The sequence below is a fragment of the Campylobacter sp. RM12642 genome (assembly GCF_020137635.1).
GTDB lineage: Bacteria > Campylobacterota > Campylobacteria > Campylobacterales > Campylobacteraceae > Campylobacter_E.
On the sequence record NZ_JACGAT010000033.1, the window covers coordinates 1 to 14,820 of the forward strand.

Annotated in this window: 11 protein-coding genes and 1 pseudogene; 6 read left to right on the top strand and 6 right to left on the bottom strand. The window is 26.6% G+C overall.

Features of this window, described 5'->3' with window-relative positions; translation table 11 throughout:
• From traT to groES, 3 genes are all read right to left on the bottom strand, one after another.
• A partial coding sequence (gene traT / locus AVBRAN12642_RS08775) for a complement resistance protein TraT (protein ID WP_336608239.1) occupies positions 1-454 on the bottom strand: 454 nt, incomplete at its 3' end.
• Between the two features lie 188 nt (positions 455-642).
• Positions 643-2,283, bottom strand: a complete 1,641-nt coding sequence (gene groL / locus AVBRAN12642_RS08780) for a chaperonin GroEL (protein ID WP_336608240.1) — start codon at positions 2,281-2,283, stop codon at positions 643-645.
• A 10-nt stretch (positions 2,284-2,293) separates the two neighbouring features.
• Entirely contained in the window at positions 2,294-2,551 is a 258-nt protein-coding gene (gene groES / locus AVBRAN12642_RS08785; protein WP_214117500.1) for a co-chaperone GroES, read from the bottom strand.
• Between the two features lie 156 nt (positions 2,552-2,707).
• Here groES and AVBRAN12642_RS08790 point away from each other — a divergent pair, with 156 nt between their 5' ends.
• From AVBRAN12642_RS08790 to AVBRAN12642_RS08800, 3 genes are all read left to right on the top strand, one after another.
• The gene (locus tag AVBRAN12642_RS08790) at positions 2,708-4,888 is read left to right on the top strand and encodes a hypothetical protein (RefSeq protein WP_336608241.1); all 2,181 of its coding nucleotides are present in this window, start codon (positions 2,708-2,710) and stop codon (positions 4,886-4,888) included.
• Positions 4,885-6,177 carry an adenylosuccinate lyase gene (purB, locus tag AVBRAN12642_RS08795; RefSeq protein ID WP_214117502.1) on the top strand — a complete coding sequence of 431 codons (1,293 nt, stop codon included), beginning with the start codon at positions 4,885-4,887 and terminating at the stop codon, positions 6,175-6,177. Before AVBRAN12642_RS08790 ends, purB begins: the two co-directional genes overlap by 4 nt.
• Positions 6,178-6,482: 305 nt before the next feature.
• Positions 6,483-6,704 (top strand): helix-turn-helix domain-containing protein, encoded by a 222-nt coding sequence (locus AVBRAN12642_RS08800; protein ID WP_214117503.1) that lies wholly within the window; start codon positions 6,483-6,485, stop codon positions 6,702-6,704.
• Positions 6,705-6,782: 78 nt separating this feature from the next.
• Here the strand turns inward: AVBRAN12642_RS08800 and AVBRAN12642_RS09920 are convergent, their stop codons facing one another.
• Positions 6,783-7,667: a methyl-accepting chemotaxis protein gene (locus AVBRAN12642_RS09920; protein ID WP_442862249.1), complete on the bottom strand. Its 885-nt coding sequence runs from the start codon at positions 7,665-7,667 to the stop codon at positions 6,783-6,785.
• Positions 7,641-8,669, bottom strand: a pseudogene (locus AVBRAN12642_RS09925) (cache domain-containing protein); the annotation flags it as partial. The pseudogene AVBRAN12642_RS09925 and the gene AVBRAN12642_RS09920, both read right to left, overlap by 27 nt.
• Positions 8,670-8,880: 211 nt before the next feature.
• On the opposite strand from AVBRAN12642_RS09925, the gene AVBRAN12642_RS08810 reads away from it, so the two are divergent.
• The 3 genes from AVBRAN12642_RS08810 (at position 8,881) to AVBRAN12642_RS08820 (ending at position 13,293) form a co-directional block, all read left to right on the top strand.
• The gene (locus AVBRAN12642_RS08810; RefSeq protein WP_336607181.1) at positions 8,881-10,857 is read left to right on the top strand and encodes a dynamin family protein; all 1,977 of its coding nucleotides are present in this window, start codon (positions 8,881-8,883) and stop codon (positions 10,855-10,857) included.
• Positions 10,854-12,629, top strand: a complete 1,776-nt coding sequence (locus tag AVBRAN12642_RS08815) for a dynamin family protein (protein WP_214119731.1) — start codon at positions 10,854-10,856, stop codon at positions 12,627-12,629. Before AVBRAN12642_RS08810 ends, AVBRAN12642_RS08815 begins: the two co-directional genes overlap by 4 nt.
• 220 nt (positions 12,630-12,849) lie before the next feature.
• Positions 12,850-13,293: a hypothetical protein gene (locus AVBRAN12642_RS08820; protein WP_214117507.1), complete on the top strand. Its 444-nt coding sequence runs from the start codon at positions 12,850-12,852 to the stop codon at positions 13,291-13,293.
• 15 nt (positions 13,294-13,308) lie between these two features.
• Here the strand turns inward: AVBRAN12642_RS08820 and AVBRAN12642_RS08825 are convergent.
• Positions 13,309-14,820: hypothetical protein (locus tag AVBRAN12642_RS08825; protein ID WP_336607182.1), on the bottom strand; the 1,512-nt coding region annotated here is incomplete at its 5' end.

Here is a 14,820-nt window from a genome sequence, read left to right on the forward strand (position 1 = left end):
CCTTATTTGCACTTCTTTGCTTAATATTAACATCAGCTTTTAATTCTATTGTATATTCTTCGCCGGTAATATTATTTATAATAGAACTTGCAAAACTTTTATTATTAGCAAAAGCAGCAAATGCTGGATTAATTGATTTTAAAGCATCTTGCTTTAATTCTTCTTCGCTTTTTTTAGAGCATTCAACAATATTAGTGCTTACAATAAAAGTAGCATTAGTGGGTTCATTTAATATTGTATAGCCTTTATTTTTTAATCCTTCAATTAGTTTTGATTCAATATTTACATTACAATCACTAGTATTTTTTGCAAATACAAATATACTTTTTTTGCTTTTAGCAACTGGTTCAATAAAAATACTATTATTTAATTTAGTATCAAGCTCTAAAGAATTACTAGCACAAGCACCAAACATTAAACCAACACCAACAATACTTAAAATTGTCTTTTTCATAAAAGTTCTTCTAAAATAAATTAAACTTTTATTATATGGGGAAGGGTTCTTAATATAAGCTTAAAATTTCTTTTAATAAATAGTTTTTTAAAGATATGATTAAATTAGATTTATAAAATGAAGTTAATAAAATAATTTAGGAATTTAAATAATAAAAAGCTCCAAAATTGGAGCTTTTAAAAGTGGTATTACATCATACCAGGCATTCCGCCCATACCACCCATACCGCCACCCATTGGCATTTCAGGTTTATCTTCTTTAATATCGCTTATTGTAGCTTCTGTTGTAAGTAGCATTGAAGCAACGCTTACAGCATTTTGTAATGCTACACGCTCAACTTTAACAGGGTCAATTATTCCTGCTTCATACATATCTACATATTCGCCACTTGCAGCGTCAAATCCTTTGTTTTCATCTTTGCAAGTTTCAATTGTATTTACGATAACTCCTGCATCAAATCCTGCATTTTCTGCAATTTGGCGAATTGGAGCTTTGATTGCACGGCGAACGATATTTGCACCGATTAACTCATCGCCTTCAAGATTTAGATTAATTCTATTTGTAGCGTGAATTAGTGCAGCACCACCACCAATTACTATACCTTCTTCAACAGCAGCTTTAGTTGCACTTAGTGCGTCATCAACTCTGTCTTTTTTCTCTTTCATTTCAGTTTCAGTTGCAGCACCAACTTTAATAACAGCAACACCACCACTTAATTTTGCTAAACGCTCTTGTAATTTTTCTCTATCATAATCGCTTGTAATTTCAGCAATTTGAGCTTTGATTTGATTAATTCTTGCATTAATTGCGTCTTTGCTACCTGCACCATTTACTATTGTAGTATTGTCTTTATCAATTACGATTGAACTAGCACTTCCTAAATCAGCTGCGTTTGCACTTTCAAGTGTTCTTCCCATTTCTTCGCAAATTACCGTTCCACCTGTTAAGATTGCAATATCTTCAAGCATTGCTTTTCTTCTATCACCAAATCCAGGAGCTTTAACTGCAGCTATATTTAAAATTCCTCTTAATTTATTTACAACTAAAGTTGCTAATGCTTCGCCTTCAATATCTTCAGCAATGATTAAAAGTGGGCGACCATTTTTTTGTGCAGTTTCAAGCACAGGTAAAATGTCTTTTAGATTTGTGATTTTTTTATCATAAAGTAAAATTAATGGATTGCTTAATTCACAATTCATTTTATCAGCATTTGTGATAAAATATGGGCTTAAATAACCTCTATCAAATTGCATACCTTCAACAACGCTTAATTCATCATTGATTGATTTTGCTTCTTCAACTGTGATAACGCCATCTTTGCCTACTTTTTCCATAGCATCTGCAATTAATTGTCCGATTTTTTCATCACTATTTGCTGAAATTGTAGCAACTTGTGCGATTTGCTTTCTATTTCCTGCAACTGGTTTTGCTAAAGCTTTTAGTTCAGCTATAATTGCTTCGCAAGCTTTATCCATACCACGCTTAACTTCAATTGGATTTGCACCAGCTGTAATATTTCTTAAACCTTCTTTAAAAATTGCATGAGCTAAAACGGTTGCAGTTGTAGTTCCATCTCCTGCTTGATCAGCAGTTTTACTTGCAACTTCTCTTACTAAACTAGCACCCATATTTTCTAAAGTATCTTTTAATTCAACTTCTTTTGCAACGCTAACACCATCTTTTGTAATAGTTGGAGCACCAAAACTTTTTTGAATTAATACGTTTCTGCCACGAGGCCCCATAGTAACTTTTACAGCGTCGCTTAATTTTTTAACGCCTTCATATAATTTATTTCTAGCTTCATCTGAATAAAAAATTTCTTTTGCCATTTAAATCTCCTTATAAAATTCCTAAAATATCTTCAAAACTTAAAATTAAATATGTTTCATTATCAATTTTTAATTCGCTACCTGCGTATTTACCAAATACTACTTTATCGCCAATTTTAATATCGCTAATTTCTTTAGCAACTGCTACAACTTCGCCTTGTTGTGGTTTTTCTTTAGCATTGTCAGGTATAATAATCCCTGAAGCTGTTGTTTTTGTTTCATTTGCGCATTTGATTAATACACGCTTATTTAGTGGAGTAAAATTCATTTTTTCTTCCTTTCTTGTGGTTTATCACTCTAATTCTTTGAGTGCTAAATTATAATTAAAATAAGTTAATCAAATCACTAAATGATAAAAAATAACTAAAGAAACTTTAGTGAAAATAGCTCAAGTTTATTTATGAAGAAAACGAAAGGTTGTATTATGAAAAAAGTTATTTATTCGCTCCTTGCTTTGATTTTAATAATTGTTATAGGGGCTTATTGTGTGTTATTTACAAGTTTTGGAAATAATTTCGTAAAAAATATAGCAGAGAAAAAAATCAATGAAAATTCAAACATAGCAGTTAAAATTGAAGAATTTGAATTGAGATTTTCAACTATTAATTTAAAAGTTTTAGTTAATGGAATGCTTGAAGCAGCAGTTAATGGGGATTTTTCACTATTATCTCGCAATCTTAATATAAATTATGAATTAAATGGAAAAAACCTAGAAACCCTAAAAATCACCGACCCTTTAAACATTAAAGGCAATATAAATGGTAGTTTTAATAATTTTAACATAGATGGAAAAGGTGTTATTTTTACTAGCCCACTTACACTTGATGCAAATATAAAAGATTATTTTCCAACTAAACTAAATCTTAATGCTAATAATTTAGATATAGAAAAATTAAGCAAAATCGCAAATGTTGATTATGCAAGTGGATTTATCAACCTAAATGCAAATGTTGATGAATTTGATAAAGACAAACTTGATGCAAAAGCTTTAATTAATATTTATTCAGAACTTAAGCTAAAACCAAGTATCACAAAAGAATTTGGAATTGACATTTCAAGATTTGGTAAGGTTATAATTGATTCTAAAAATACTTATAAAGCTAATGAAATTACTCCAAATATCAATGTAAAATCAAATATTTTAAATATTACAAGTGATTTTAAACCTATAAATCTTAATAAATTAGAAGTTCAAGGGCAATTAGTTACAAGCCTTACTGAATTAGCTTTCATAAATCCTAATTTAAATTCTGATTTGAAAATCACTTCGCAAATTGATTTTAAAAATAAATTAGCAAATATAAATTCTATAGTTAGTGGTAAAAATATAAATGCAAAAGATTTAAAAATCACTCACGATTTATCTAATAGCAAAACTGCAATTAATACTGATTTAAGAGCTAACGCAGGACTTTTAAAACTTAGTGGCGATGAAATAATAAATCTTAAAGCTAGTGCTAATTTAGATAAAAATGGTTTAGAAAATGCGAATGTAAATGGTTTATTATTAGGTGCAAAATCAGATATAAAAATGGGTAGAAATGATTTAGTAGCTAATATTGAAGGTCTAAAATCTCTAGCTTTATTAGGCTTGCTAAATCAAGATAAAATGTTAGATGCAAATATTAATATAAACGCAAAATTAAGCGATTTAAAAAACCTAATAGGCTCGGCAAATCTTAATATAAACGGAAAAACAATCCCAAGTTATTTCAAAAAAGAATATGATTTAGAGATTAATTCAAAAGTATTAGCAAACGCTGATGTTAAGCTAAATGGTGCTGATAATATCAGTTTTGACGCTAAATTAAATACTGATTTAGTAGATAGTTTTAATGCAAATGGTAATTACAAAAAAGGCGTAGCAAACGCAAATTATGATGCGAGTGCAAATCTAGCTAATTTTAATGCTTTACTTAATAAAAATATGAGCGGAAATGTAAAAGTTGATGGGAATTTAACTTTTGATAAGATATTAAATCTTACTTTAAACTCAAAAGAATTCTTTGGTGGTTCATTAGCTGCTAAGCTAAATGGGGATAAATTTAACGCTAATTTAACTAGCGTAGCTTTAGATAATCTTGCAAAATCTTTTGATTTAATTGATATTTATAAGGCAAATATCAATGGGAATTTAGATTATGATTTAAAAAATGCTAATGGAAAATTAGTTGCAAATCTTGGAAAAGGACATTTAAAATATCACAAAACTATAAAATTAATTAATACGATTTTAAATACTGATATTACCCAAGTTATTTTTGATAAAGGCGATGTATTAGTAAATATTAATAAAAATCTAATTGATTATAATGCAAAAATTAGTGCAACAATTGCAAAAATTGAAGTAAATAATGGAACATATAATACTCTTACAAAAAGTATCAATGCACCTGCTCTTGTAGCATTTAATAATAATGAAATTAAAGGAACATTTTCAGGTGTAAATGATGATGTTAAATTCATTCCTGATGCAAAAAATACTATAGAAAATGCTGTAAAAGTATTAGATAAAATAACAGGCAAAAATAATGGTGAAAAAATAAATGAAACATTAAAACCTGCTGAAAATCTTCTTAAAGGATTATTTGGAGGTAAAAAATGATTGCAAGATATTCAAACCCTGAAATGTCAAGTATTTGGAGTGAAGAAGCTAAATTTAATGCTTGGCTAGAAGTTGAGCTTGCAACTTGCAAGGCGTTTAATAAAATAGGTGTAATTCCTAATGAAGATTTAGAAAAACTATATAAAAATGCTAAGTTTGATATAGCAAAAATAAAAGAAATAGAAGAGCAAACCAAACACGATGTAATAGCCTTTACAAGAGCATTATCACTTAATTTAGGCGATGAGAGAAAATGGGTTCATTATGGACTAACAAGCACTGATGTAGTAGATACTGCACAAGCAATTCAGCTAAAAAAAGCAAATGAAATAATAAAAGCTAATTTAGAAAATCTTTTAGATATTTTAAAAGAAAAAGCAAATCTTTATAAATATACTCCACAAATAGGAAGAACCCACGGAGTTCATGCAGAGCTTACTACCACTGGGCTAAAGTTTGCTTATTTTTACGAAGAAATCAAAAGAAATTATGAGCGTTTTATAAACGCTAGCGAAGAGATTAGAGTGGGAAAAATTAGTGGTGCGGTAGGCACTTATGCAAATGTTCCACTAGAAGTAGAGCTTGATATTTGTAAAGAGCTTGGATTAAATGTAGCAAATATCAGCACTCAAGTTTTACCTAGAGATTTGCACGCAAATTACATAAGCGTGTGTGCGTTGATTGCAAGTGCACTTGAGCGATTTGCTACAGAGATAAGACACCTTGCAAAAACTGAATGCGTAGAAATGCTTGAATATTTTAGTGAAAATCAAAAAGGCAGCTCTGCAATGCCACATAAGAAAAATCCAATAGGAAGTGAGAATATTTGTGGTCTTAGCCGTGTGATTAGGGGGTATTTAATAACTGCTTATGAAAACATAAATCTATGGCACGAGCGTGATATTAGCCATTCTAGTGCAGAGCGAATTATGCTTCCTGATGTAACGATTTTGCTTGATTATATGCTAAAAAGATTTAGTTCTATTGTAAAAAATCTAATGATTTATCCTGAAAATATGAAAAGTAATTTAGATAAATCTTATGGATTAATCTTCTCTCAACAAGTGCTTTTAGCCCTTATTCAAAAGGGTTTAAGTCGTGAGATGGCATATGATTTAGTGCAAGGACTGACTAAAAAGGCTTGGAGCGAAAAGCTTCAGTTTAAAGAATTATTAAAAAATAGCAAAGAAATTTGCGAAATCTTAAGCACCGAAGAGATTGAAAATGCTTTTTTAGTTGATTATCATCTTAAAAATATTGATAAGATTTATGAGCGTTTGGGATTGTAAAAAATAATAGGAATTTCAAATTCCTATTATTTATCTCATTTTAAAACTAATTTTTTAGCTTTATTTGTTTCTTTAATAGCTTTTAATAATTCTTTATATATTCTTATAAATATAATTTGTAAATTATTATTTTTCATTCCTATCTCTTGCTTGCTTCATTTAATAAAAAGCTTAACTATGCTTACACTTAAAATATATTCATTACTTTTATCATCATAAAAAATACAAAAATTTAAAAAATATATATTTTGCTTAATCATTTAAATGATATTATATAAAAAATATATTTGTATTAAGGATATGATATGAAAGTAGAAGAAATAAAAACATTTTGTAAAGAAAACAATCTAACCTACAAAGAATTAGCAGAAAAAATTGGAATGAGTGAAGGGAGTTTAAGAATTGCAATTGCTACAAATAGAATAAGCACAAGAACCATAGCTGCTATGAATTTGCTAAAAAAAGTTTATAAACTAGAAAATGAATTAAAAGATTTCAGAAAATTAAAAGAAATCCTATCAAACTAACAATATTAAAAAACTTTTACAAATAATCTTAGATTTAAATTCCACTAAAAGATTAAACCAGCATTTAGCTGGTTTAAATTAGATTTTAAATTTACCTAATTCTTCATCAAGTTTAATAGTCATCTTAGATAAATGCTCACTTGCTCCTGCTACTTCTTCTACGCTTCTAGCATTTGAATTAGCGATTTTGTTAATTTGCTCAATTTGAGTTATAACACTACGAATAGTCTTAGCTATATCTTTATATTCATTTACGCTATTTTTATTAGCACTAATGCTTGTTTGAACGATTAAAGAGTTTTCATTAACCACTTCTTCTAATTGAACACTAGATTTTGAAATATTTGAAATATCTTGAGCGTTCTTTTCCATTTCTCCACACGCATCATTTACTGATTGAACTACAACACCTATTGTTGTATTTATTTCTGCAAGGCTTTTTTGCGTTCTTTCAGCTAATTTTCTAACCTCATCAGCAACCACAGCAAATCCACGACCATGCTCACCCGCACGAGCTGCTTCAATAGCTGCATTTAATGCTAATAAATTAGTTTGGTCTGCTATATCGTTTATAACATTTAAGATATTTTTAACTTCTTCTGTGTGTTGGCTAGTTTGATTTAATTTATTTGATAATTCAGTAGTTTGTAAAGATTGATTTTCTAATACTGAAACAAGTTTTAATATTTGATTTTTAATAATATCTAAATTATCACTAGCTGTTTCAAGTTGTTTTGAACTCTCTTCGGCGTGTTCAACGGTAACATCTATATCTTTTAATATAGCTTCTCCTGCCTTAGTAGCACAACCTATTATTGTAGTTTCTTCTTCTACTTGCTTACCTACTGCTAGTGAAGTTGAGCTTAATTCTTGAGCTACACTTGCATTTTCTGTTGAAGTTGATTTTGAATTAGCTATTAAAGTTTGGATTTTTTGTATAAAAGTATTTACATGCTTTCCTATTTGAGCTATTTCATCATTTCCATTAATCGCAACTCTTTTTGTTAAATCACCTTCCCCTACTGCTAAGTCTTTCATCATTAAGCCTAGTCTATCAAATGGTCTAAACAAATAAACTAAAACCAATATAACAATACCAATAGTAACCACAATAGCTAAAACACTTGCGATTATTAGCGTTTTAAACTGATTGCTAACATCTTTAAATGCTATTTCTTTATTTATCGCAGCAGCAACTTTCCAGCCAGTTTCAGGAATAGTGCTAAAATCCATAATTTGCTTTACTCCATTTAATTCAAATTCTAATTTTCCACTATTTTTTGAATACATTTCATCAAGCATTGGTTTTAAATTAGGAAATACTTCTACTAATTTTTTACCTATTAATTGTTGATCAGGATAACCAATAATCATTCCATAATTATCTAAAACATATAAAGCTCCACCTTCAATTCCAGCATTTTTAGAAAAATCAGAAACTTTATCTAAGGTAACATCAGCACCTAAAGCACCTTTAAAATTAGAATTTGTATCATAAGTTGGAGAAACTACTGACATAACTAATTTTTTAGTTTGAGCGTCTTCATAAACATCGGTTACAAAAGTTTTATTTAATTGCTTTGCTTGTTTATACCAACCTCTTTGAGTTGCATCAAAAGGTGCTTTCCAGCCTGTGCCATCATACATAGAGCCATCTTCAAACGCTAAAAATACCATAGGAGAATTTAAAACCCTAGTTTCATTTTCTAAGTAAGGCACAAAAGCTTCTTTAGAATTTGAATCAAACTTAGATAAAGTTTTAGCAGTCTCTTTAATGCTTTGCTCTGTTATGCTAATGAAATTTTGAATGTAATTTAAATTCTTATCTACAATATCATCTAAATAGCGTTCAATATTAGCAGATATAGTTTTGCTACTAGTGCTATAACTAATGTAGGTTAGAGCCGAGTATCCAACGACTAATAACACAATTAATGTTAAATAAATTTTATTTTTAAAACTCATTTTTTTCCTTTTTTTATTAAAAATTCGGCGAGATACTAACACAAAAAATATAATAAAAATATAATTAATTGATAAATATAATTAAAATATTTATAGGTATTTGAGTAGTTTTTACACAAAAACTAGATAATTTTTCTCCTAATTACTATTTGTAACACTTCTTTAAGTCTTAATAGCTAAGATTTTTAAATCTTTTCAAAAAGGAATTAAATTGCAAGAATTATTAAAAAATTTATGGAATGATGAATTAGGAAATCTTGATTTTAACTATGAAGAAAATATTTTTAATCCCGAACTTGCCGCATTAATTTTATGTGCTAATGAATTAAATTATAAAGAATTATTAAATCTAAAAACATACAAACAATACCTAAATACTGATAGTTTTTTTGAGCTTAAAATGAAGCAAATTGCTGTTTTAAATTCTATTCACAATAATCTCTTAAATCCACTTGAAATAATCTTTTATCTTGAAAAATTAAAATTATTAAAAATAAAAGAAAATATCTTCACTTATCTTCAAAATACAAAAATAAATTCATCAAAAGAATTTAATAATAATTTTAAAAAAAGCCAAGATAAACTTGAAAATATTTATAAAAATTTACAACAAATTCTAAGCAATGAGCTTAAAGATAAGCTTGATGAGTTTTATACTCAATTAATTAGCAAAGATTATAAAATAGCTTTTAGTGGGATATTTAACGCAGGAAAAAGTAGCCTAATAAATGCTTTATTAAATCAAGATTTTTTAGGCGTATCAAACGCACCTGAAACAGCAAATCTTAGTGTAATTAGCTATGATGAAAATGAAAAAATAAAAGTAAATTTTTATAATGAAGCAGAATTTAATGCCTTAAAAACTCAAGCTAGTTTGAATGAAGAATTAAATAAAATCTTTAATATTGATTTTGTTGAGCACAAAAGCGTTGAAGTAAAAATAAACGAATTATACGATTATACAAGTGCAAATTCTAGCATAAGTATTTTTGTAAAAGATATTGAAATCCATCTAAACAACGAGTATTTAAAAAATAAAATAAATATAATAGATACTCCTGGTCTTGATGATGTAGTAATTAGTAGAGAACAAAAAAGCTTAGAGTTTTTAAAAACTGCTAATTGTGTTTTATACCTTATGACTTGCACTCAAGCACTTAGCATTAAAGATTTAGAATTCTTAACAAGTTTTGCTAAAAATAATCCTAATTCAAAGCTAGTTTTAGTGCTTACAAAAAGTGATTTAATAAGTATTGATGAGCAAATTAAATTAAAAGAATATGTCAAAAATCGCTTTAACAATGAGCTTAAAAACCTAGATATTACACCTAATTATGAGCTATTTTGCGTAAGTGCTAGTGAATTTAAAAAAGACAATTCAAAAGGCGAAATAAATGCTTTAAAAGCCTATTTAAACGATGTTTGCTTTAATTCTACTAGCTCACAAGAATTTATAAATAGCATTAGCGAAAAATTTAAAAATCTAATTGATTTAGAAATTACGCTTTTAACTAATATAAACAATTCTTTAAAGCTAGATAAAAACGAATATATGAAAAATATAGAAAATCTACAAAACGAAAATGCCAAAAAACTAGCCTTAAAACAAGAACTTGAAATATCGCTAAATGAATACTTAAATAAAGACTACAAAATCCAAGCACACGAATTAAGCTTTTTAGCAAAAAATCAAGCTGCTAGGATTTTTGATGAATTAAATTATGACAAAAATTACTCAAACGAAAAGGTAAGAAATGTAATTTTTCAAGGTTTTAAAGATTTATTAAATGGGCTTAACTCAAGTATGAGTAATAAATTCTTAAATGATTTTAATGAAATTAAAGCAAGGCTAAATATTACTAAAGATTATGAAATTATTTTTGATAAAAATAAATTACAAGAAATATTTGAAGAATTTGAAAAAATCATAAATAAACTTGATTTGCTAAGTGATAAAAGTGAAAATGCAATCAATAATAAATTAAATGCGATTTATTTAAATATAAATCTTAATTTTTTTAATTTTAGCGAGCAAAAACAATTAGCTAATGAGTTTTTGAAAAATGAATTTTTTAGTATTTATCATATTGAAAAAATCAATATAAATGAATTTAACGATGAAAATCTATTGAGCTTAAATACACAAAAAATAGAAAAATTATTAGAAATAAAAGAGAATTTAAAATGATAAAAAGTGTCTTAAAAGAATATAATGAAAAATATAATATAAGTTATGAAAAAGGCTTTTTAGGAGATTTAAAAACCTTAAAAAACACTCTAAAAAATCCTAATTTAATGCTTAGCAATAAACTAATTAATAATATTGATAATTTATGTAAGCATTATAATCTACCATTGCAAGTTGGTGTGATAGGACAATTTAGTTCAGGTAAAAGCTCACTTTTAAATCTGCTTTTTAAAAAAGATATTTTAGCTACAGGAGCAAGACCTGTTAGCGTTGTTGCTACTTATATTAATTATGGTTTAAATGATTTAGTTTTAGCAGAATTTGAAAACGGCTTAAGCGAACTTACAAACAATATTGTAAATGACCAAAATGAAGAACTAAATGGGCTTAAAAGTATTAATATTTTTACAAATAACGAGCTTTTAAAAGATATTACATTAATTGATACTCCAGGACTAAATGCAAATACTACCGATGAAGAATTTTCTAAAAATTTATTTAATTCTTTTGATGCTTTAATTTGGCTAAGTTTAGCTGAAAGTGCTGGTAAAGCTAGTGAAGAAAAGGCTATTAAAGAATTAAAACCAAATATAAAAAAGATTTGTCTAATTAATCAAAAAGATAAATTAAACGAAGCCGAGCAATTAAGATTAAAGAATTATTTAAATGAAGTTTTTGCTAAGTATTTTGAAAAAATTGAGCTAATTTCTTGCAAACAAGCAAGTGAAAATAATCCTGATTCAAATATTTTGGCCTTTTATGATTTTTTAAAAAATCTAAATAAAACAAGCATTAAAGAAGATAATATAAAAGCTTCTTTAAAAACATTAAATAATGAGCTTTTAGGAATTATTAGCGAGATTAAACTAAGCCTTGAAGAATTAGAGTGTAAAATTAAAAATTATTTAGAAATACTTGCAAAAAATGAATTTGATTATAGTGGCTTTAATGATGAGATTTTAAATGCTTTAAAGAGTATAGCAAGGACGATTGCTAATGAATTTATGACTAATTTTAAGGTAAAAAATGCTTATTTTTATACACAAAATGATGGGGTGTTTCATAAAAATTGCTTTAATAAAAACGAATATTCATATAAAACTTTAAATCCTGATGATACATTTTTAAGTATTTTTTATAATAAAGATACGATTAACAAGCAATTTTTAAAAATTAGAAAAGAAATAAACGAGCAATTTTTAAACCTTTTAGATAATTTTCACAAGCCTTTAAAAGAATTTAAAAATGCTTTAAATATTGCTAAAACAAAAGAATTAGATAAAAACTACAATGACCTTGTAAATGCTGATTTTTACGCAATAGCAGATGATTTTTATAAAGCATTAGATGAGCTTATTATAAATGATTATGAAAAGGCTTTAAATAATTATGAGCTTAAATTAAATAAGCTTTTTGAAAAAATAAATATAAAAGCATTAAATAATTACGAAAACGCAGCTAAATTAAGCCTATCATTTTTTTATGAAAAAATTAATGCAAGTCGTGAATTTTATGAGCTAGATAGCAAACAATTTAAGCTTTATTTGCCTAGTGAAAATGAAATTTATCAAAGATTGCTTACTGATTGTAGTTTTTTTGAATTTGAAGAACTATTGATAAATAAAAAAGAAATCATAAAATTAAAAAATGAATATCTAAACGAGTTAAATACAATACTGCTAAAACATACAAAAAGCCTAGATAATAGGCAAATTAAATTAAATAATATTAAAGATATTATTTCAAATTCTTTTTTAACTTTTGACATATAAAAGACCTTTTAAGTATAAATATTTAATATTTATACTTAAATTTTCAATGTATTATTTTATATATTTATGACTATAAAAGATAAAAAATACTAATATTTAGGCTAAATGCTTAATTATTAAAATTATTTTAATTAAAAAAACTAATTAAATAACCTAAAAAATTTACCTTTATTTTTCTTTTTAATGTAATATAAATGTAATAAATATAGTAGGTGGTAAAATGAAAGATTACATTAGAGCTATTGAAATATTAAAAGAACTTGAAACACTACTTGAAAATGATAGTGTATTTTTGCAGAGTGAAGAAGATAGAATTAATGATGAAAAATTTATCAAAAAAGTAGCCAAAGATTTCCCAAATACTCCTTACGAACAAATAAAACAAGAAATAATCACACTATTAACCACACAATGCAACGAGCAATATATTATGTATCATAATAAAAGATATTTATTACTAACTCCAAGTTTAAATGTAATAACATATATTTTTGGATGTGTAAATAAAGATAAAATTCAAAATCCTAAACATATTGATTTTGAAAATGATGAAACTACTAATTATTTAAATATTTGCATAGATATTGCTAGGAAATGTAGTGAAGAAATAAAATATAGAAATGATAAATTAAGAAGTTTATTAGGAGAATTAGGTCAAATCTAACTCCCCTAAAAATTATTATTTTCCTTGAACTGCTTTATCGTAAGTATCTTTAACTAATTTATGTGCTGCAGAAGTATTTACATATTTTAAAATATCAGAATCTACGTTATGATTAGCTCCATTTATCTTAAAATTGCCTTTTAATATAGCTCCAACTTTATCAGCCTTCACTGCAAAATTATAATCATTATTGCTATCGCCTACTGTTAGTGTATAACCTGAATTTACATCTCTAATACTATTTATATTAAATTTTTGAGAATGTTTAACATCTTGAACCCTACCATCAACTCTTTTAACATAGGTAGCATCTCCGATATTTTTATCAAAAGTTACTCTAAAAATATTTCCATACCCACCATCATATACTACATAACTATCTACTTCTTGCTTAGCGGGATTTAATTTAATTGAGCTTCCACTACCTGCATAAAAATATTCCTTATCTTCATCAGCACCTAAATATTTACTTTTATAAGTATCTTTATATTTATCAAATTCATTAGAAAAGTATTGAAATCTATTTTGCGGGTCTAATTGAGTATCCATCAAACTAGAAATTACACTTCCAAAATTAATTTCTGCTTTATTTTTATCTGCTTTTAAAGCAAAATCTTGATTTTTAATGCCATTAGAAGCATTTGCTTGTATATTATAAGTAGATGAGCCGTTAATAGGTGATATGGTTTTGTTATATACATCATAAGTTTGCTTATCATAAGAACTTCCTGAACTCTTTGCGTTTTCGTAATATATTTGATTTGCATATTTAAAATCAGCATAAAGTTTTTTAGCTTCATATGCATCTGCATAATAATAAGCAATAGATGAATTATTAAGATTTAACTGCATTGCAGCTTTATTTGAACCATAATAAAATACCTTATTTAAATCTGATACATTGAAATAATCCTTATTTTTTTCAAATAATGTATTTGTAAAATTACCCCACTCTTTATCTATAGCATTATAATTAGAATTTGTGCTTGTGTCTTTTAACATAGAAAAACTATCATCTAAAATATTTGCTTCTAATTTTTCTTTATTAGCAGTATAACTTACTTTTCCATCATTAGCACTAAATTTTAAATCGCTATATCCATCTAAACCACTAATTGTAGTATCTGTTAAACTATATGAAAAATCTTCAACACTATTAGCATCATTTGTAGTTTTTAATATGTTTAGCTGATTATTTGTAACGCTAATTTTTTTAAAATCTGTAATATTATTACCGCTTTTAGTATTACTAAGGATATTTAAACTACCTTTTTTCACATTAAGCTCTGCAGCGTCTTGTCTAACATCGCCACTTCTTAGGCTAGTATTTGATGAATAATAATAGTTTTTATTGTCTGCATTTGAAAAATATTTATTATAAACAGGCTCACTAGGAACTATTGGCATATCTGGTTTATTTGTGTCATTATCATTATTTTCTTCATCTTCTTTATTATTATCAGAATTTTCATCATCTTCTTTTTCTAATAAAGCCACTACTTTATTATTAATTTCTTCTTTAATTTC